The sequence below is a fragment of the Pseudonocardia cypriaca genome, assembly GCF_006717045.1.
GTDB classification, from domain to species: domain Bacteria; phylum Actinomycetota; class Actinomycetes; order Mycobacteriales; family Pseudonocardiaceae; genus Pseudonocardia; species Pseudonocardia cypriaca.
The window spans coordinates 757,639-775,928 of the sequence record NZ_VFPH01000001.1; the positions used below are offsets into that span (position 1 = coordinate 757,639).

General features: G+C 71.3%; 17 protein-coding genes. 9 read left to right on the plus strand and 8 right to left on the minus strand.

Annotation, left to right across the window (positions count from 1 at the left end; translation table 11 throughout):
• Positions 1 to 151 precede the first annotated feature (151 nt).
• Positions 152 to 937 carry a DUF4352 domain-containing protein gene (locus tag FB388_RS03590; RefSeq protein ID WP_142096835.1) on the minus strand — a complete coding sequence of 262 codons (786 nt, stop codon included), beginning with the start codon at positions 935 to 937 and terminating at the stop codon, positions 152 to 154.
• A 117-nt stretch (positions 938 to 1,054) separates the two neighbouring features.
• Here FB388_RS03590 and FB388_RS03595 point away from each other — a divergent pair, with 117 nt between their 5' ends.
• From FB388_RS03595 to FB388_RS41125, 4 genes are all read left to right on the plus strand, one after another.
• Complete coding sequence (locus tag FB388_RS03595; RefSeq protein WP_246121560.1) at positions 1,055 to 3,262, plus strand: DEAD/DEAH box helicase; 2,208 nt, start codon at positions 1,055 to 1,057, stop codon at positions 3,260 to 3,262.
• Complete coding sequence (locus FB388_RS39785) at positions 3,259 to 3,693, plus strand: hypothetical protein (RefSeq protein ID WP_211361747.1); 435 nt, start codon at positions 3,259 to 3,261, stop codon at positions 3,691 to 3,693. Before FB388_RS03595 ends, FB388_RS39785 begins: the two co-directional genes overlap by 4 nt.
• A gap of 73 nt (positions 3,694 to 3,766) precedes the next feature.
• Positions 3,767 to 4,186 (plus strand): HNH endonuclease, encoded by a 420-nt coding sequence (locus FB388_RS39790; RefSeq protein ID WP_211361748.1) that lies wholly within the window; start codon positions 3,767 to 3,769, stop codon positions 4,184 to 4,186.
• Between the two features lie 145 nt (positions 4,187 to 4,331).
• On the plus strand, positions 4,332 to 4,487 hold the full coding sequence (locus FB388_RS41125) for a DUF1905 domain-containing protein (protein WP_425468550.1): 156 nt from the start codon (positions 4,332 to 4,334) through the stop codon (positions 4,485 to 4,487).
• A 32-nt stretch (positions 4,488 to 4,519) separates the two neighbouring features.
• Here the strand turns inward: FB388_RS41125 and FB388_RS03610 are convergent, their stop codons facing one another.
• The 4 genes from FB388_RS03610 to FB388_RS03625 form a co-directional block, all read right to left on the minus strand.
• Positions 4,520 to 5,809: a TRAP transporter large permease gene (locus tag FB388_RS03610; protein WP_142096843.1), complete on the minus strand. Its 1,290-nt coding sequence runs from the start codon at positions 5,807 to 5,809 to the stop codon at positions 4,520 to 4,522.
• Positions 5,806 to 6,441 carry a TRAP transporter small permease gene (locus tag FB388_RS03615; protein WP_142096846.1) on the minus strand — a complete coding sequence of 212 codons (636 nt, stop codon included), beginning with the start codon at positions 6,439 to 6,441 and terminating at the stop codon, positions 5,806 to 5,808. The genes FB388_RS03610 and FB388_RS03615 overlap by 4 nt, the downstream gene beginning before the upstream one ends.
• A gap of 19 nt (positions 6,442 to 6,460) precedes the next feature.
• A complete protein-coding gene (locus FB388_RS03620; protein ID WP_170225460.1) occupies positions 6,461 to 7,513 on the minus strand; it encodes a DctP family TRAP transporter solute-binding subunit in 1,053 nt (350 codons plus the stop codon).
• 198 nt (positions 7,514 to 7,711) lie between these two features.
• Positions 7,712 to 9,454: a hypothetical protein gene (locus FB388_RS03625; RefSeq protein WP_142096853.1), complete on the minus strand. Its 1,743-nt coding sequence runs from the start codon at positions 9,452 to 9,454 to the stop codon at positions 7,712 to 7,714.
• A 133-nt stretch (positions 9,455 to 9,587) separates the two neighbouring features.
• On the opposite strand from FB388_RS03625, the gene FB388_RS03630 reads away from it, so the two are divergent.
• The gene (locus tag FB388_RS03630) at positions 9,588 to 9,905 is read left to right on the plus strand and encodes a DUF2695 domain-containing protein (protein ID WP_142096855.1); all 318 of its coding nucleotides are present in this window, start codon (positions 9,588 to 9,590) and stop codon (positions 9,903 to 9,905) included.
• Between the two features lie 187 nt (positions 9,906 to 10,092).
• Complete coding sequence (locus FB388_RS03635) at positions 10,093 to 12,942, plus strand: AAA domain-containing protein (protein ID WP_142096857.1); 2,850 nt, start codon at positions 10,093 to 10,095, stop codon at positions 12,940 to 12,942.
• On the opposite strand, the gene FB388_RS03640 is transcribed toward FB388_RS03635, so the two are convergent.
• Entirely contained in the window at positions 12,935 to 13,951 is a 1,017-nt protein-coding gene (locus FB388_RS03640; protein ID WP_142096860.1) for an ABC transporter substrate-binding protein, read from the minus strand. The genes FB388_RS03635 and FB388_RS03640 overlap by 8 nt on opposite strands.
• A 187-nt stretch (positions 13,952 to 14,138) precedes the next feature.
• Between FB388_RS03640 and FB388_RS03645 the strand changes: the two genes are divergently transcribed.
• Positions 14,139 to 14,474 carry a hypothetical protein gene (locus tag FB388_RS03645; RefSeq protein WP_142096863.1) on the plus strand — a complete coding sequence of 112 codons (336 nt, stop codon included), beginning with the start codon at positions 14,139 to 14,141 and terminating at the stop codon, positions 14,472 to 14,474.
• Between the two features lie 156 nt (positions 14,475 to 14,630).
• Here FB388_RS03645 and FB388_RS03650 read toward each other — a convergent pair whose 3' ends face one another.
• Entirely contained in the window at positions 14,631 to 15,401 is a 771-nt protein-coding gene (locus FB388_RS03650; protein WP_142096866.1) for an SDR family NAD(P)-dependent oxidoreductase, read from the minus strand.
• 89 nt (positions 15,402 to 15,490) lie between these two features.
• Between FB388_RS03650 and FB388_RS03655 the strand changes: the two genes are divergently transcribed.
• Positions 15,491 to 16,090: a TetR/AcrR family transcriptional regulator gene (locus FB388_RS03655; protein ID WP_142096869.1), complete on the plus strand. Its 600-nt coding sequence runs from the start codon at positions 15,491 to 15,493 to the stop codon at positions 16,088 to 16,090.
• Here the strand turns inward: FB388_RS03655 and FB388_RS03660 are convergent.
• Positions 16,074 to 16,793, minus strand: a complete 720-nt coding sequence (locus tag FB388_RS03660) for a YwaF family protein (protein WP_142096870.1) — start codon at positions 16,791 to 16,793, stop codon at positions 16,074 to 16,076. The genes FB388_RS03655 and FB388_RS03660 overlap by 17 nt on opposite strands.
• Before the next feature lie 191 nt (positions 16,794 to 16,984).
• Between FB388_RS03660 and FB388_RS03665 the strand changes: the two genes are divergently transcribed.
• Entirely contained in the window at positions 16,985 to 18,253 is a 1,269-nt protein-coding gene (locus FB388_RS03665) for a YeeE/YedE family protein (RefSeq protein WP_142096873.1), read from the plus strand.
• Positions 18,254 to 18,290 lie beyond the last annotated feature (37 nt).

Here is an 18,290-nt window from a genome sequence, read left to right on the forward strand (position 1 = left end):
CGTGTGGCAACGACTGCTGGGCGAGCATGTGCCGCGTGTGGACGGGCGGTGCACCCTGTGCTCGCTCGGAGCGAGCCAGGGCCGACCGCTGTGGCCGTGTCGTCTGTACGAGGAGGCGGCGTCTGCTGCGGAGCTGGTCCGGATCGAGCGATCAGCCGGCAAGCGAGACGAGCGCTCCGCTGGAGAACATCGACTCGTGCAGCTCGATGGACGCCGGTGAGAGGCCCTCTGGTACGTCGAACACGAGCACGCCCTTGACGCTGTTCCCAGGGTTGATCGGCGTGAAGAACGACTCGCTGTCCGGCACATTCATCAGCGCGGCCGACGAATCGGTGGTGAACTCGCGGCCCTGGGTGTCAAGCAGGGTCTGGTTGGCGCCCATGAACGTCTGCGACTCGGAGCCGATGTTCCGCACGTTCACGTGGACCAGCACATACATGCCCTGCGCCTCGGTGCGCAGGAAGGAGTCGCCGAGGACTCGAACTCCGGTCTTCACGTCGGTCACGGTGAACGCGAGCGACCCGTCCTGCACCTCGGTGCCGATGCCGGCGGAGGCCGCGGGTGCGGAGTTGTTCGGGGCGGGCGCGGCGTAGGCCGTCGCCGGTCTCGAGGCGGAGGACGGGGAGCTCGAGACCGCCGCGCTGAAGATCGCGGCGTACAGGATGCAGATCGCGAGGCCAATCAGCGCGCAGACGAGGCCGGAGATTGCCATGCCCTTGTTGGTCGCACGGCCGTCCCGAGCCCGGGCCAGGCCGAGTCCCGCGAACACCAGCGCGAGCAGCACCAGCGGCCAGGCGATCAGGCCGATGATCGGGATGAACGAGAACAGCAGCCCTAGCAGCCCGAGCACGAAGGCCGCCACACCGAACCCGTTCTGCGGCGGCGGGGGCGGCGGGTAGTACCCCGAGGGCGGGTATTGGGGCATGTACTGGGTCACGGGGTGCCTTCCGCGTTGTCTGAACTGCTCGCGCACCCACCTCGGATCCAGCCCTGCGTTCGTTAACGATCTCCTCGCGGCGCCCGATCAATGATCCGATCACACAGGATGGGAGCGATGGATCAACGAACCGCCGCTCGGGGCAATGTCGGCTCCGCGGCTAGGGAGACGATCGCTGCCGTTCGTAGTTTCGCTGAACGGGCATCTGCGCTGCTTACGGCGCCGCAGGTGCTCCGTGACAGCGCCCGGCACCAGATCGAGATCGTGAACGGTGACCACGTCGCCGCGCGGCTGCGCGAAATGCCGATCGACGCGCTCAAGGACGTGGCCGGTCGGGGAGTGCGGTTGCGGGCGCTGGAGCAGGCCGGCTATCGCACGGTCGCCGATGTCCTGAACGCGCCCGACTACCGGCTCCAGCAGGTGCCCGGTGTTGGGCAAGCGACAGTGCAGGAGGTTCGGCGGGCTGCGCGGACGGTCGCTGTCCGGGTGCACCAGGACGTCCGCTTCCGCTTCGATCCGGACCGCCGTGACCCCGCGCAGACCCAGCTGCTCGCTACCCTCGCCGCCGTACGAGCCGCGGACGGAGCGGCAACGGCGTTGCACGAGCCCTTACAGGCGTTCCGCACGCAGGTCGCCCCGCTGGTCGTGGAGGCGGAGCGGGCGAGCAGCCGTCTGAAGATGGCCTTCTCCTGGCGGTCCAAGAAGGACGCCGCGCTCGACGCGCTCGCCCAGCTCGACGCGATCCTCGCCGACCCGCGCGTCCGTGCCCTCCAGCAGACGGTGCACCTCCGCGAGCAGGCCGTCGACCCGCGCAGCTACGACCCGGAGCAGCTCTGGCGCGACTACCTGTCCGACGCGGCGTCGGTGAACGCGGTGCTGTCGACCGTCGCGGGCATGGGCGGGGTGGAGGACGAGGAGGCGGCGCGCGGGTTCGTCCCGGAGGAGCTGCGGCAGCGGATCAGCGCGATCCCGCTCGACACCTCGAAGCTGACCTCGACCCTGCGCGGTTACCAGGTCTTCGGCGCGCAGTACGCCATCCACCAGGAGCGCTCGATCCTCGGCGACGAGATGGGCCTGGGCAAGACGATCCAGGCCCTCGCCGTGTTCGCCCACCTCGCCGCGAAGGGACAGCGGCGCTTCCTCGTTGTGTGCCCGGCGAGCGTGCAGATCAACTGGCTGAACGAGACGGGGAAGCACACCCTGCTCGCTGCGCACAGCCTGCACGGCCCCGACCGCGATGCGACCGGCCGCCGCTGGCTGCGAGAGGGCGGTGTCGCCGTCACGACGTTCGGGACGCTCGCGCGGCTGCCCGACGACGTCCGCAATGCCGACGTCGCGATGCTGGTCGTCGACGAGGCGCACTACGTCAAGAACCCGAACGCCGCCCGCTCCCAGACCGTGCAGGCGGCGGTGAAGCGGTCGCAGCGGACGTTCTTCCTCACCGGCACGCCGATGGAGAATCGGGTCGAGGAGTTCCGCACTCTCGTCGGGTACCTGCAGCCGAACGTGGCGCGAAGCATCAACGCCACTGACGCGGTCGCCGGCGCGAAGGCGTTCCGCCGGGCCGTCGCGCCCGTGTACCTGCGGCGCAACCAGGAGGACGTTCTGACGGAGCTGCCCGACAAGATCGAGGTCGAGTCCTGGGTGCAGCTCAGCGACACCGACGAGGCGCGGTACGAGGCGGCCGTGTCGAAGCCGAACCTGATGGCGATGCGCCAAGCGCCGTTCAGCACGCCGAGTTCGGCGAAGCTCGAACGGCTGCGCGACCTCGTCGAGGAGGCCGCGCAGGACGGCATGAAGGTGCTGGTCTTCTCCTACTTCCTCGACACCCTCAAGCTGATCCACGAGGCGCTCGGGGACGCGGTGGTCGGGTCGATCACGGGCGCGGTGCCGCCGGCGCTGCGGCAACAGCTCGTTGATGACTTCGCGAAGCGGCCCGGGCACGCTGTCCTGCTCAGCCAGATCGAGGCCGGTGGCGTCGGGATCAACATGCAGGCGGCGTCCGTCGTGATCCTGACCGAGCCGCAGTGGAAGCCGAGCACCGAGGAACAGGCGATCGCGCGGGCGCACCGGATGGGGCAGGTGCGGACGGTGCAGGTCCACCGGCTGCTGGCCAAGGACTGCATCGATGAGCGGATCCGGGAGATCCAGGAGGGCAAGCGGCTGTTGTTCGACGAGTTCGCGCGCAAGAGCGAGGTGAAGGACGCCGATCGCAGGGCGGTGGACACGGCCGACCACCGGCCGGACGTGTTGGACGACGAGTCGGTGCCCTTGGAGCGACGGGTGCTACTCGCTGAGCGATACCGGCTGGGTCTCGAACGATGACAAGCGTCGTTCCTCCGCGACGAGATGATTTCGACGCCGTAGTCCGGCGGGAAGCCCAGAAGTGGCTCACCATCCGTACGAACGACGGGCAGCGGCCGATCTCGTCAGCTGAGTTGCTCGACTTCGAGGTCGACGGCCTTCCGTTCCGCCTCATGGACGCGCAGCGCGGCATCCGGAAGCCAGCCGCGCTGTCGTCGGCGTTGTCGATCCGCACCGTCTACCGGGTCGATGCCAACAGCCGGCCCTACGCGGATGAGGTTGGCACCGACGGCCTGCTCCGGTACAAGTGGCGCGGCGACGATCCACTCCACGCCGAAAATCGAGCGCTACGCGACGCAATGCGCGAAGGCGCACCTCTGATCTGGTTTTTCGGCATTGCAAGGTGTTTACAAGCCGATCTACCCGGTCTACGTGCTGTGGGAGGAGCCTGAGGAGCAGCAGTTCGTCATCGATCCGGACGTCGCACGTGGACTCGTTTCGCAGGGAGGGCACGTCGAGGAGCAGATGCGGCGATACATCGTTCGCGAGACGAGGCAACGGCTCCACCAGCCGGTGTTCCGGGCGACAGTGCTGCGTGCCTACGAGACGCGGTGCGCGGTGTGCGCGCTGCGACACGAGCAACTGCTGGATGCTGCGCACATCGTGCCCGACCGGGAGGAGGCGGGGATTGCCGCCGTCCGCAACGGGTTGGCTCTGTGCAAGATCCATCACGCCGCGTACGACTGCCTCGTACTCGGCATCCGGCCGGATCTCGTCGTCGAGATCCGCGCGGACCTGCTCGAGGAGATCGACGGGCCCATGCTCGAGCACGGGCTCAAGGGTCGGCACGAGCAGCCCCTGATGGCGGTCCCCAAGGTCCGTGCGGAGCGACCGGATCGTGACCTGCTCGATGAGCGGTACGCCGCCTTCCGGGCTGCGGGCTGAGATCAGCCCACCGATCGATCTTCGCGGAACGAGGAGGGCACCTGCACCGTCCGCAAGATCCGGCCCGCAGCAGGTGTACAGGCGGACGTTCATCGGCTGTGATCCTGAAGACGCCCACTGATCCGTAGCCGGACTCATGCCATGGATGCCCGACGGGTTCGACGATGCAGGCGGGTCGGCGCGCTGGACGTCCTCAACCGCACCATCCAGCTACTCGTTGCCGGTCAAGAAGTCCGTGCGTGACAGGGAAGGGATCGACGACGGCGATCGGGTGACGGTCCGGCTCGACGTGGCGAGCTGACGACTGTCGGCTGTCAGCCCGGAGCCATCGCGCTACCCGCCCCCGAGCAGTACGAGCGAGATCGCCGGGACGTAGGTCACCAGGAACAGCGCGGCCAGCAGCACCAATGCCGTGGGTATCGCCGCCCGCGCGACCTGCAACACGCTCATCCCCGACATGCCGCTCGCCACGAACAGGTTCAGGCCGAGCGGCGGGGTGACCATGCCGATCTCCAGGTTCATCACCATGATGATCCCGAGGTGGATCGGGTTGACGCCGAGCTCGAGCGCGATCGGCAGCAGGATCGGCGCGAGGATGAGGATCGCGCTGGAGGTCTCCATGAAGCAGCCGGCCACCAGCAGGATGACGTTGACGAGCAGCAGGAACGTGAACGTGTTCAGCTCATAGCTCAGGAGCAGCTCGGTGATCTCACCGGGGATCCGTTCCGAGGTGAGCACGAACGAGAACAGGATCCCGTTCGCGATGATGAACATGATCATCGCGGAGGTGCGGGAGGACGAGAGCAGGATCCCGCCGAGGTCCTTGAGGTCCAGCTCCTTGTAGATGAAGACGGACACGATCACCGCGTATAACACGGCCATGGCGGCCGCCTCGGTCGGCGTGAACACACCGCCGTAGATGCCGCCGAGTACGAGCGCGGGGAGGGCGAGGCTCAGCACCGCGTCCCGGAGGGCGCGGAACTTCTCGGCCGTCGTCATCTCGATCGCGTGGTCGCCGGTGCCGTAGCCGCGGCGGTGGGAGACCAGGAACACCAGGCCGAGCAGCATGAAGCCGGCGAGGAGGCCGGGGAGGACGCCGGCGACGAACAGGTCGCCGATCGACTCCTCCGTCGCGATCCCGTAGACGATCATCGGGATCGACGGGGGGATGAGAATGCCGAGCGAGCCGGACGTCGCGATCAGGCCGGTGGAGAAGCGCTTGGGGTAGCCGCTCGCGACCATCGCCGGGATGATGAGGGTGCCGACGGCGACGACGGTGGCCGGGCTGGACCCGGAGATCGCGGCGAAGAACATGCACGCGAGCACACCGGTCATCGCCAAGCCACCGCGGAACTGGCCGACCACGGCGTTGCACGCGGCGATGAGGCGTCTGCTGATCCCGCCGCGGCTCATGATGCTCGCCGCGAGCACGAAGAACGGGATCGCCATCAGCGGGAACGTGTTCAGGGAGTTGAACAGGCGTTCCGGCACCTGGGTGAGCGGGATCGTCGTGTAGTAGAAGAAGTAGGCGAACGAGGTCAGGCCCAGCGCCACCGCGATCGGGGTGGAGGAGAACAGCAGCGCGAAGAGGATGACGACCAGCGCGATCGAGGCTTCGGTCACCGGTCGTTCTCCTCGGGGTCGTCGCCGAGCTCGCGGCGGGTTCGCTCGACGTCACGCACCTCGAGGCCCGTGGCTTCCGCTTCGACCTCGAGGATCGAGCGCTGCGCCTCGGCGAAGGCGTCCTCGCCGCGGGCGTTCCGCACGAGCATCTCCAGCGCGCGCAGGAGCATCAGCGTCAAACCGATGGGGACCGCAGCCTCGACGACCCACAGCGGAAGCTTGAGCGACGGGGTGATCGTCGAGGTGGAGAACGGCTCGAACAGCAGCAGCCATGCGAAGTAGCCGATGCACACGAGGTACACGACGGTGAGGGAGGCGGCGAGGACGGCGAGCGCACGCCTGCCGCGCGCCTTCAGGAACGCCCCGAAGATGTCGACGTTGACGTGCTCGTTGTGGCGCAGCGTGATGACGGCGCCGAGGAACGTCGAGTAGATGACCAAGTAGATGATCGCCTCCTCGGACCAGAAGAGGAAGATCCCGAAGACGTAGCGGAGCACGACCGCGACGATGGCGATGACCGCCGCCAGGCCGAGGGCCGACGCGGCCAGCACGTTCTCGATCAGGGTCAGCACCCGGTCGAAGCGCTGCAAGCTGACCTCCATGCGGGGGACGGGGATGGCCTTCTCGGCCATCCCCTTCCCGTGGCGGGTGCTACTGGGCGTTCTGCTGGGCGAGCAGGTCGTTGACGAGGTCCGGCCCGATGACGTCGGCGTACTGCTGCCACACCGACGGCACCACGCGGTCCCTGAACGCCTTGCGCTCCTCGGGGGTCAGTTCGAGGATCTGCGTCGTGCCCGCCTGCTGGATGGTGGCCTTGGCCTCCTCGTTCAGCTTCGCGGCGACCTCACGGTTGTGGGTGCTCGCCTCGCCGGCGGACTCCCGAACGATCGTCTGCAGGTCGGCGGGGAGGCTCTCGAGGAACTGGTTGTTGATCACGAGGACGTACCCGATGTAGCCGTGGTTCGACTCGGTGATGTGGCTCTGCACCGTGTGCATGTTCTGCGACTCGATGTTCGAGTACGGGTTCTCCTGGCCGTTGACCACGCCCTGCTGGAGCGCGTTGTACACCTCCGAGAACGCCATCGGCGTCGAGCTGGCGCCCCATTTCTCGAACTGGCTGCGCAGCACGTCGGAGGGCTGGATGCGGAAGCTCAGCCCGGCCAGCGAGTCGGGCGTGCGCATCTCGGTGTTGGACGAGAGCTGCTTGAGACCGTTGTCCCAGAGGCCGATCACCTTGATGTTGTTGGTCGCGAGCGCCTCGTTCTCGTAGATCGCCCGGCCCGCCGGGGAGTCCGGCGACACGACGGCAGGGATGTCGTCGACGCTGTCGAACAGGAACGGCAGGTCGAGCACCTGCAGGGCGGGCGCGATCGTCGTGAACTTGGCGCTGGCGGGCGCCAGCATCTGAACGCTGTTCGACTGCAGGGCCTGCAGCTCGTCCTTGTCGCCGTAGAGCTCGGAGTTCGGGTAGACCTCGACGGTGATGCGGCCGCCGGAGCGCTGTTCGACGACCTCCTTGAACTTGTCCGCGGCCTGGCCCTTCGGCGTGGCCGGGGTCACGACGTGCGAGAACTTGATCGTGAAGGTCTCGCCGCCTGCCGCGTTGCCGCCGGCGCCTGCTCCCCGCGCGCCGCACGCGGCCAGGGTGAGCACCCCGGCGAGTGCGAGCACGGCGAGCAGTGCACGACGCCTTTGTCGTCCCATCATCTCGTCCTTCCACAGCGGACCGTTGGCGCGGATACTCGCGGAGGAGCCCCGACTTGGGAAGGTTCGGTCGTTAACGGTCCGATCCCAGGTTCACTTCCATGACCGTGTGTGGCCTCTCGGTCACCGCTCGACTTGTGGACAACTCCGGTCGACCCGCCCGCCACCGAGTCGGTGTCCAGTGGGCCGAGCGCCAGATCAGGCCCGGCTCTTGTGCTTCATCAACGACTTGCGCGCGGCCTTCGCGACCGCCTTGTCGGGGTGGTGCGAACCGATCGCCTCGAGCACGTCGTCCAGCCGGGGATGATCGAGCCGCCAGATCCCGTCGAGGATGGCGGCACCGCCGTCCGGCGCCCCGTTGCTGAGGACGGCGACGACCTCCTCGGGTCCTGCGATGTCCAGGGCGACGGCCAGGAAGTCGACCAGTCCGGCCGCGAGCTGCGTGGGTTCCACCGACCGGGGGTCGAGCACGTCCTTGTCGACCAACCATTGCAGGACCAGCCCGCCGTGCGGGCCCTCCAGGTGGGGGCGGAGCGCGTCGACGACGTGGTCGGCGGCGAGATCGCCGAGCAGAGCGATACCCGTCATCGCGGTGACGGCGTCGCGGTGCTCGGCAAGGCTCTCGGCGGCCAGCTCCATCGCGGCGGCGCGCCGGTCGGGCTGTGCCGCCAGCCACTCGCCGACCTCGCCCCGCAGCTCCTCGTCGCCGAGGTGCGCGAACAGGTCGACGATCGCCGCGGCGTCCGCGTCGGCGGGTTCCGGGCGGATCGGCACGTCGAAACCGGCCTGCCGCACCAGCTCCACCGCGACCGGAACCCCGGCCGGGGTGAGCGCGGTGCGCCCACCCGGGTGGATCTCGCCGCAGTCCTCGCACGGAACGGGCTCGCCGTCGACGTACGCGAGCACGCCCAGGTCCAGCAGCTCGTCGAGCTGCGCGTAGGCCAGTTCGGCGACGGCGTTGGACATGAACTCGGACATGCCCGGCGCGACCGTCTCCACGAAGCTGCCGGTCAGCTCGTCGACGAGTCCCGCTTCGACGCCGGTGCCGGGGTGGCGGAGCATCTCGGCGAGCAGGGCGGTCGTGAACGCGTGGGCGACGGAGTCGAGCTCCGCGAAGGCGCCGAGGAACGAGTTCCTCGCCCCGGCGGCGGCGACCCCGGCGAGCGCCACCTTCTCGTAGGCCGCGCACTCGTCGAGGGTGGCGAAGCGCGCCACGGCGACCAGCCGGCCCTTCTGCCGGCGCACCACTCCGGCCTCGAGTGCGGTGTGGAAGAGCCGGCGCAGCCCGGGCAGGTCCTCGCTCGACCGGAAGCCGCCCACCGTCAGGTCGTCGCCGGTCTCGAGCGCGTCGACGAGGTGCCGGGCGTCGGCCAGCTGCAGGTTGCCCTTCGGGGTGAGCTTCCGGCCCGGCGGCGCGCAGTACTCCGCGAGGGCGCGCAGCCGGCGCATCACCGGGATCGCGCGCACCGCGGCGAGCCGCTCGTCCTCGGGAGGCATCCGCACCGGGGGGATCTCCGGAAGGCCGGCGTCGAGCGCCATGCCGAACTCCGGAGAATCGCCCATCGCGTGGACGAACGCGTCGACGCTGCGCTCGCAGTGCTCCCGGATGGCGGACGGCGCGGCGCCCCCGGGCGCGAGCAAGTCGGTGTCGGCGAGAAACTCGACGAACGCGGCCACGGAGAGCGGGATCTCCCCGCAGACCTCGGGCGGTGCGGCGACCTTCCGCGGGCACCAGTCGAGCAGGAACGTGTCGATCTCGCCGACGGACCAGCGGTCGAGGTGGCCGTCGGCGTAGCCCCACTTCCAGTCCATCAGCAGGCCGGCGTCGTTCGGGTCGCCGGGCACGCCGTGCTCGTTCAGCCACTGCGCGAAGGCTTCGCCGAGCTCGTCACGCCTCCGGTAGTAGGCGTCCTCGTCCTGCGCGCCGAACCTCATCCGCATCGGGGCAGTGTTCCGCAGAACCACCGGGGCAGGCAGGTCGCGGTCGGATCGCCGATCCGGTCCTGGGGCCGATTGTGGATAACTCCGGTCCGCCCACCCGGCATCGTCGGTGCGCCCGGGCACCGTCGGCGCCATGACGAACTTCTTCGACGACCTGCCCTGGCACGACTACGACGACCCGGACGGCGACCCGGAGCACGACACCCCAGAACTGAGCCTCTCGCTGGAACAGCAGGCGGCACTGGCCGCAGCGGTAGAGCAGGCGCGGCGTTCGTGCGACGGCACGCTGCGCGCCGCGCAGGAATGGGCGCGGCGGGCCGGGGTCGACTGGCCGCCGCTGCGGCGCGAGCTGGAGGAGAACGGCGGCTACTGCGACTGCGAGGCGGTGCTCAACGTGTTCGGTGGCGATTTCGACCGGGTCTTCGGCCTCCACGACGCCGACCCGGACTGACGGGGCACGGCGTCCGCCACCCGCGCGCTCGCCGGCCGGCCCTGGGCCGCGTGGGCCTCGGCGGCGGTCCGATGTTGATCACGCCGAGCGGCATCACGTGTGGGCTGCAACGGTCCGCATTCATCGGTACCCACGAAGGAGGTGAGGACGTGGCGCACGGGGAGTAGTCACTTGTCGCGTGCGCGCCGTGAGCGAATCGCTCTCCGTGACCGTCCCGCGGTGGTTCAATCGTCCGGGGGTCGTGAACGGGGGACGGATGGGCGGGCACTGGAAGGCGGACGTCGTCGCGGCCGTCGAGCGATGGGCCGCCGTGGAGGCAGGGTCGAGCCGCGCGGGGTCGTGGGTCGACCTCGGCCCCGCGGATCCGCACGCCGACGGCCGGCTCCTCGTCGACGCGCGCGACCGGCGGGTCGCCTTCCTCGACGCCTGCCTCGCGGGTGAGCGCGGGCCGGAGCACGAGCGGACCCACCCGGTCGAGGAACTGCGCGACGAGGCCGGGGTGCTCGTCGTCCGTCCGGCGGCGGGCACGCCGGAGGAGGGGCGGCGGCTGTGGGTGCGGGCGGCTCCCATCGTCGGATCGCTGCTGGACGGCCTGCGCGCGGTGGAGGAGGCGCCGCTGGCAGAGGCGCTCGCCGAGAAGCGGCCGGCCGGGAGCCCGACGTCGGACGCGACGGCGGAGGGGCTCGACGAGGAGCAGGTCGAGGCGTTCCGCGCGTGCCTGAGCCCCGGCCTCCGCCTGGTCTGGGCGCCGCCGGGGACCGGCAGGACCGAGGTGCTGGCACGGGCGATCGAGGCGCTGGTCGACGAGGGCAAACGGGTGCTGCTCGTCTCGACGGTGGAGGAGGCGCTGGACGCGGTCACCGAGCAGATGTCTGCGGAGCCGGGCGTGGCCGTCCGGATCGGGCGGGAGGTGCTCGGCGCCGAGGCGGCCCGGGAGGTGGAGGAGGAATGCGCCGCGGTCGCCGCGGAGCTGCGGGCGATCGAGGAGCTGATTCCCGAGGCCGAGCGCCTGCGCGCCGAGCTGGGCGGCTTCGACGAGCGGGGCTACCGCGTCGCCTGCGCCCGCCTCGTGGCCGGACGTACCCTCGCGGAGCTCCGCCCGCGTCTGCGGGACGCCGAGGCGTCGGCCGACGCCGCGCGGCGGGGTGTCGTCGGCGCTGCCAACGAGCTGCGGGAGGCCCTGAACGCGCAGGCCGCACTCGGCCCGGTGCGGGACGCGTTCGAGCACCAGCGGCTCGCGGTCGAGGGCCTCGCCGTGCTGGCCCAGCGGCAGCGGACCCTGGAGGAGGAGCGCGACGCGCTCGCCGCGCAGGAGCCGCCCGGGCTGCGGGCGCGGCGGCAGCACCGCCGCCTCGTGGAGGCCGCCGACGCGGAGCTGCGGCGGTTCACCAGCGCGGCGGCGGCGGGCCGGCGGCGGTGGCTGGACGTGCAGCTGCAGACGCGTGCGGTGATCGGCGAGCACACCCAGGCCGAGATCGACGACGCCGACCAGCGCGTCGCGAACGCCGAGAACCTCGTGGCGGCCGCCGACGAGGGCTATCGGCATGCGCGTGAGCTGCTGATCAGGCTCCGCGGAGAGGTCGACGCCGCCGAGGCGCGGGGCGAGCCGACCGAGGACGATCGGCGCCTCGTCGCCGAGAGCGAGGCGCGCGGGCTGCCCGACCGCCATGCGCGCCTGCGCGAGCTGCTGTTCCGGCTGAACGGTGGGGCGGCGCTCGGCGCCAGGTACCGCGAGCTGGCCGGCCGGGCCCGGGAGCTGCGGGCGGATGCCGAGGCGCGGCTCGTCCACGAGGCCAGGGTGGTCGCGACGACGCTCACCCGGTCACGTCTGCACCCCGCCCTCGCCGACGCCGCGTTCGACGCCGTTCTCGTCGACGAGGCCGGTGGCACGCCGGTGGCCGAGGTCCTGCTCGCGCTGTGCCGGGCCTCCACCACTGCCGTGGTGTTCGGCGACTTCCTGCAGGCCGGCTGCGCGGTGCCGGACGACCAGAGCCCGGACTTCCAGCGGTGGGTCCGCGGCACCTGCTTCTCACACCTGGGGATCGCGACGCCGGCCGACGTCGAGGCGCACGAGGGCTGCCTGGCGCTCACCAACCAGTCGCGCTTCGGTGCCGGCGTGCGCCGGCTGGCCGACGAGACGCTCTACGAGCGGCTGCGCGACGTCGGGGAGCCGCGCACCGACGTCGTGCTGATCGACGTGTCCACGGTTCCGGACCTCGCCGCGGCCCGCCCCGGTGCCGTCGTCGGGAGCTGGTCGGCCGCCGGTGCCGTGCTGGCCCGCGCGCTGGCCGAACGGCATCTGCGCGACGGGTCGGTCGGCGTCGTCACCGCGGACGTCGTGCAGGCGGACCTCACCCTGGCAGCGCTGCGGGACCGCGGCCTGGTCAGCGGGGTCGCGGTCGGTCCGGTGGCCGCGTTGCAGGGCCGCGAGTTCGCGACCGTCGTGCTCGATCTCGCCGCGGGGGATGACGGGCCGCGGACGCTCGGCGCCGGCATCACCTTGGCCCGAGACCGGGTCTACCTCGTTGCCGACGGTGTGGCGGACGGTCCGCTGCGCGCCGCCGTCGAGCGCGGCGACGTCCGGGTGTGGAGCGCGGCAGCGTTGCTGGGGGTTGCCGAGCCGCCCGCTGACGACCCGGCGTTCACCGAGGTGAGCGAGCTGCTGCGGGCCGATGTCCACGACGGGCAGGAGCTGGCGCGGCACCTCGCGGCGGCGCAGCGGTCGGTGTGGGTGTGTGCGCCGTGGGGGGACGCCGACGGAGCGCTGCAGGAGGCCGCCGGTCGCGGCGTGCGCGTGCACGTGAGCCCCGGCTCCGGTGACGTCGCCGCGGCCGAGTCCGGCCACCAGGACGGCGGGATCGTCGTCGTCGACGAGCAGGTCGTGCTCCTGGAAGCCGGCCAGAGCATGGTCGCGATATCCGGACCGGCGTTGGCGGGGCGGCTGCTGGCGGAGCTGCAGGCCGACTCGAGCGGGGAGCCCCAGGTCGGCATCCCCGAGCAGCGGCAGGAGCCGGTCGCGGCCCCGGCGGTCAGCTGACCAAGTCGTCGCGGGCGGCGCTCACGGTGGCGGCGAGGTCCTCGAGCACTGCGGCGAAGCCCTGCGCGCTGAGCCGCGCCTCCGCGCTCCACCGCCCGACCTGCCCGGCCTGCACCGCAGGTAGCGCCGCCCAGGTGGGGTAGGCGGCGAGCTGGTCGGGCTGCAGGCTGAACGCGCGGGTGTCGTGGAGGACGAGGTCGGCCGGGTACCGGCCGGCCTGCTCCCAGCTCAGCGACTCGTAGTACTGCTCGCCCCCTTCCGGCTCCACCAGGTCCAGCCCGAGAGCGCGGAAGCTGAGCAGGTCGGGGAACTGGCTCGGCCGGGCGATCGACAGGCCTTCGGGCTCCGCGTACGTCACGAGGACACGCAGGTTCGGCTTGGCCGCGATGGCGGTCCGCGCGGCGGTGCCCGCCTGGTTGAGCCGCACCCGGGCGTTGATCAGCTCGGGGGTGTCGGTGTCGGCGCCCAGCAGCCGGGCGAACCGTTCGTAGCCGGCGATGATCTGCTCGGCCGGCACGCCGTAGCCATCGAGCGCGACGAGCGGCGCGATGCTCGTGACGCGGTCGACGGCGTCGTCGGCGATCACCCACATCGCCTTGTTGCCGCTCATGCCGGTGACGACCAGGTCGGGGTGCAGGACGGCGAGGGCCTCGTAGTCGAGTGCGTCGTAGCCCTCGCCCGCGGAGCGGACCGAGGCCAGGTCGACGTCGCCGACCGTGCTGTCCGGGGAGCCGTCCTCCCGGCGCTGTGGCCCGAAGATCCCGACGGGGCGGACGCCGTAGTGCCAGAGGACGGCCGCCACGCCCGAGTACGCGACGACGCGCTCGGGGCGGCGGGGGAGCTGCACCCGCACTCCGCGGGAATCGGTGAAGCTCCAGCCCGGCTCGGGAGCGGCCGGGGCCGCCTCCTCGCCGGAACCGCAGGCGGGAAGGCCCAGCAGCCCGCCGAGAGCGGCGGAACCAGCGAGGAGGCGGCGTCGGCTGATGCCGGCGGCGAGCGTGGTGACCACGTGGGACCTCCGAGGGTGAGCGCTGGTTTGCTACCCTAAGTTGTCGGAACGATCACGGGAAGAACGGGTCGGCCTGGAGCGGAGGCAGCGCGCCCCGGGTGCGGCTGGTTCCGGTCACGTGCACCGGGAACTGCCGTCGACGGACGGCCACCAGGTCCCGAGCGGGGGCGCGGGAACCGTGGTCCAGGTGATCTTCGCGCACGCGTCCCGGTTCTTTGCCGAGTTGGCAGTCACGGCCAACGCCGCGAAGCCGATGCCGCACGCGATGTTCCCGGGAGTCGGAACCGCTGCACAGGCGGCGCTCGCCGCGCCCCCGGTCGCGATGTCGTTCGTCGCCGCCCTGCTGAATACGAAACTGCAGGTGGCAACACCACATTCGAACTGCGCGTCTGCATCCGACGCCGTCGCTGCACTCGCCGTGCCGCCGGCGATCGAGAAGATCGCCGACAGCACGACCACGAACAGGATCCGTATCGAACGATGCGAACAGGTCGATCCCATGGAGGCCCCCGGTGAATGGTGAATGCTCACACCGTCCCGGTGCACGTCGGACGAAGCGCGTCGGCGTGCGAGCGTTTCGAGCCTCGTGAGCTTCTCATTCCCGCCCTCGTTCCCGTGGCGGTTCGGGAGAACTTGCGGCGATGGGCTGCGGCCGTCGTGAACGGGGCAGGCGGCCGATTCAGGCCGCGACGACCGCCACGCCGGTGCGGCCGCCGTCGACGTCGATGACGGTGCCGTGCACGAAGATCGCGTCGTCGCTGGCGAGGTAGACGGCCGCCTTCGCGATCGCGTCGGGGGCGCCGGGGGCGTTCGCCGGGGTGCCGCGCATCATGCTCTCGCCCGGCGCCGCGCTGCCCTCCGGCGTGCTCGCCGGGCGGATGACGCCCGGTGAGATCGCGTTGACGCGCACCCCGGACGGTCCGAACTCGGCTGCCCACGCCCGGGTCAGCGTCTCGACCGCGCCCTTCGTGGAGCTGTAGAGCGCGGAGATCGGGATGCCGAGCCGTGCGATCCACGATCCGAGGTCGATGATCACGCCGCGGCCGGCCGTTGCCATCGCGGGGGCGATCGCGGCGGTCAGGAAGTACGGCGCCTTGACGTTGACGCCGTAGACCTCGTCGAAGGTGGGCTCGTCCGTGGCCGGGGTGGTGGTGGGCGGGTAGGTGCCCGCGTTGTTCACGAGGACGTCGATGCGCCCGCCGAGCACGCGCATGGCCTCCTCGGCGAGTGCCCGGCTGCGGGCGGCGCTGCCGTCGTGGTCGGCGTGGACGAAGTCGGCGCGCCCGCCCGCCGCGCGGATCGCGTCGACGACCTCCTGGCCTCGTTCGGCGTTGCGACCCGACACTGCGACGTGCGCGCCTTCCGCCCCGAACGCGGTGGCGATCGCCCGGCCGATGTTGCTCGTGGCTCCGGTGACCAGCGCCGTCCTGTTCTCCAGGCGTCCGCTCATGGTGCTGCCCTCCAGGGCTTGGATTGGACTGACCGGTCCAGACTGGCAAGAGAATGGACCGTTCGGTCCAGAGCGCCTATCCTGGCCGCATGCTGACCTCGAAGGGCGCCGCCACCCGGCAGCGGATCATCGAGGGCGCCGCCCGGTTGATGCGGGAGCGCGGGCCGGCGGGCGTCGGTCTCGACGACGTCCGCGCCGCGACGTCGACGAGCAAGAGCCAGCTGTTCCACTACTTCCCCGACGGGAAGGCCGACCTCCTGCTCGCCGTCGCGCGCCACGAGGCCGACCAGGTGCTGGCCGACCAGCAGCCCGAGCTCGACCGGCTCGCCACGTGGGCCGACTGGGAGGCCTGGCGGCAGCGCGTGGTCGCGAGGTACGCCGCCCAGGAGCGGGCCTGCCCGCTGTCGGCGCTGACCGCGCAGCTCGGGACGGGGGATCCGGCCACGGTCGCCGTGGTCACCGACCTGTACGACCGCTGGCACGCCCAGCTGCGGGCGGGCGTGCAGGCGTTGCTGGACGCCGGCGAGGCGGCCCCGGACATCGACGTCGACCGGGCGGCCACCGCGCTGCTCACCGCCGTCGCAGGCGGCGCCACCCTGCTCATGGCGACGGGGCGCATCGACTACATGGAGTCCGCGCTGTCCGAGGCGCTCGACGGGCTGCGGTCGCCGGTCAGTCCGGCCGGCTGAGGGCCCGCGACCGGGTCCACGGCCAGGTCAGCAACGCCCACGCGGCCAACCCGACGACGAGCTCGACGCCCAGGTACCAGGGCCATTCCCCCATGAGGTCGAGGAGCGAGGGGTTGTCCGGCCTCCTGCTGACGAACAGGTAGTTGGTGCCGGCGGCCTCGTTGAACGCGAGCATCGCGACGCCCCACGAGACCGTGACCGCGGCGGCGACCGCGAAGCCGCGCCACGTCGGGCGCATGCCGGCCCACCACGTCAGGTACACGGCCGCCCAGATCACCAGCAGGTGCTGGCCCCAGAAGCTGAAGAAGTCGACGCTCGGGACGTCCGGACCGTCCAGGGCCGGTGTGATCAGCGCCTGCGGGACCAGTGTGAGGCCCCAGTAGTAGGTGAGCGAGTAGGCCCACTGCCGGTGGGACCACAGGGCGTAGGCGGCCGCCATCCACGCGAAGTCCGAGATCTGGAAGGGGAGCGAGTGCTGGATGTCGAACCGGCCCGGTGACAGGTCGTAGACGAGTATCGGAACGTGGAAGGCCACCAGGACGGCCGCGAACGCGCGACCGACCGTCCACACGGTGCGCGTATCGCTCCGGTGCCGGCTGCCGAACCAGGCGAGAACCAGCACGCCCACGGCCAGGACGATCAGCACGATCCAGTGCGAGGCGCCGTAGGCGGCGAACGATGGTTGTGCCGGCAGCGGCCTCACTGACCCAGGTTAGGGCGATGGCTTCCGAGGCGCTCGCCACTTCGCCCCCGCACGGCTCGTCCGAGGAGCGGGTCAGAAGTTAGCCTAGGCAAGTGATCCTCACGCGTCGGCGTCACGTCGACCACTGCACGCAGCGCGCGGCGGCCTGTCGTCCCTGACGACCCGCCGCCATCTCCCTGCGCCCGAAGAGGATTGTCGTGACGACCACCGCTCCTGCCCGTTCCTTCCTCGCGCCCGCGCCCACCTGCGCCGCTCCGCCCGTCCCCGATCCCGCTGCGCCCGCGCAGTGGCGCCCGCTCGCCGCGCTCGGCGTGCTCGGCGCCGCGCTCGTCACGTACGTCGGGCTGACGCACGGCGCCCGGCAGGCCGTGCTGCTCGCGCTGGGCGTCGGGCTCGGTGTCGCGCTCTTCCACTCCCGCTTCGGGTTCACGTCGGCCTGGCGGCAGCTCGTGGCCGTGGGCAACGGGGCGGGTCTGCGCGCCCACGCGGTGCTGCTCGGCACGACGGCCACGCTGTTCGCCCTGGTCATCGGGACCGGCACCGGGTTGTTCGGGTCGGAGCCCGCGCCGTCGGCCGGGCCGCTCGGCGTCGGGCTGGTGCTCGGCGCCTTCCTGTTCGGGATCGGGATGCAGCTCGGTGGGGCGTGCGCCTCCGGCACGCTGTTCGCGGTCGGCTCTGGGCAGGGCACGGTCGTGCTCACCCTCTTCGGCTTCATCGCCGGATCGGTGCTCTACACCTGGGCGTACCCGCTGGTCGCGGACCTGCCGGCGCTGCCGGCCGTGGTGCTGTCCGAGCACATCGGGTGGTTCGGGTCGTGGGCGGTCACGATCGTCGCGCTCCTGGCCGTCGTCGGGATCAGCCGGGCCGTGCAGGCGCGGCGCAACCCGCCGCCCACCGGCGTGCCGCCCACGGCGCGCGGTGTGGCCCGGATCCTGCGCGGGTCGTGGCCGATGTGGGTCGGCGGGGTGACCCTCGCCGTGCTCGGTGCCGGCGTGCTCGTGGTCTCGGGCGGCGCGTGGGGCATCACGAGCGCGTTCGCGCTGTGGGGTGCCAAGGCGCTGCAGGCGATCGGCCTGCACCCGGAGACGTGGGCCTACTGGCAGCAGCCCGCGCAGGCCAAGTCCCTTGCCGGCCCCGTGCTCGCCGACAAGACCTCGCTCACCGACATCGGGATCATGATCGGCGCCGCGTTCGCGGCCACCGCGGGCGGCGCCTGGGTGCTGCACCGCTCGATCCCGTGGCGCACGGCGCTGGCCGCGGTGATCGGCGGGATCGTCATGGGGATCGGTGCCCGGCTGGCGAGCGGCTGCAACATCGGCGCGTACCTCGCGGGTATCGCGTCGGGCAGCCTCTCCGGCTGGGTCTGGGGCCTGGCCGCGCTGGCCGGCACCTGGGTGGGCCTGCGTGCCCGCGGTCTGTTCGGCCTGGCCAACCCGAAGCCGTCCGACTCGGCCTGCTGACCGTTCCGACGAGCGGCGCGTTCGTCGGAACCTATCC

Bases quoted from the DNA above. Each gene is read 5' to 3' on its own strand.
- FB388_RS03620 (WP_170225460.1), bottom strand. From the start codon at position 7,513: ATGGGACGACAAAGGCGTCGTGCACTGCTCGCCGTGCTCGCACTCGCC.
- FB388_RS03630 (WP_142096855.1), top strand. From the start codon at position 9,588: ATGACGAACTTCTTCGACGACCTGCCCTGGCACGACTACGACGACCCG.
- FB388_RS41125 (WP_425468550.1), top strand. From the start codon at position 4,332: ATGCCCGACGGGTTCGACGATGCAGGCGGGTCGGCGCGCTGGACGTCC.
- FB388_RS03625 (WP_142096853.1), bottom strand. From the start codon at position 9,454: ATGCGGATGAGGTTCGGCGCGCAGGACGAGGACGCCTACTACCGGAGG.
- FB388_RS39785 (WP_211361747.1), top strand. From the start codon at position 3,259: ATGACAAGCGTCGTTCCTCCGCGACGAGATGATTTCGACGCCGTAGTC.
- FB388_RS39790 (WP_211361748.1), top strand. From the start codon at position 3,767: ATGCGGCGATACATCGTTCGCGAGACGAGGCAACGGCTCCACCAGCCG.
- FB388_RS03650 (WP_142096866.1), bottom strand. From the start codon at position 15,401: ATGAGCGGACGCCTGGAGAACAGGACGGCGCTGGTCACCGGAGCCACG.
- FB388_RS03595 (WP_246121560.1), top strand. From the start codon at position 1,055: ATGGATCAACGAACCGCCGCTCGGGGCAATGTCGGCTCCGCGGCTAGG.
- FB388_RS03655 (WP_142096869.1), top strand. From the start codon at position 15,491: ATGCTGACCTCGAAGGGCGCCGCCACCCGGCAGCGGATCATCGAGGGC.
- FB388_RS03615 (WP_142096846.1), bottom strand. From the start codon at position 6,441: ATGGCCGAGAAGGCCATCCCCGTCCCCCGCATGGAGGTCAGCTTGCAG.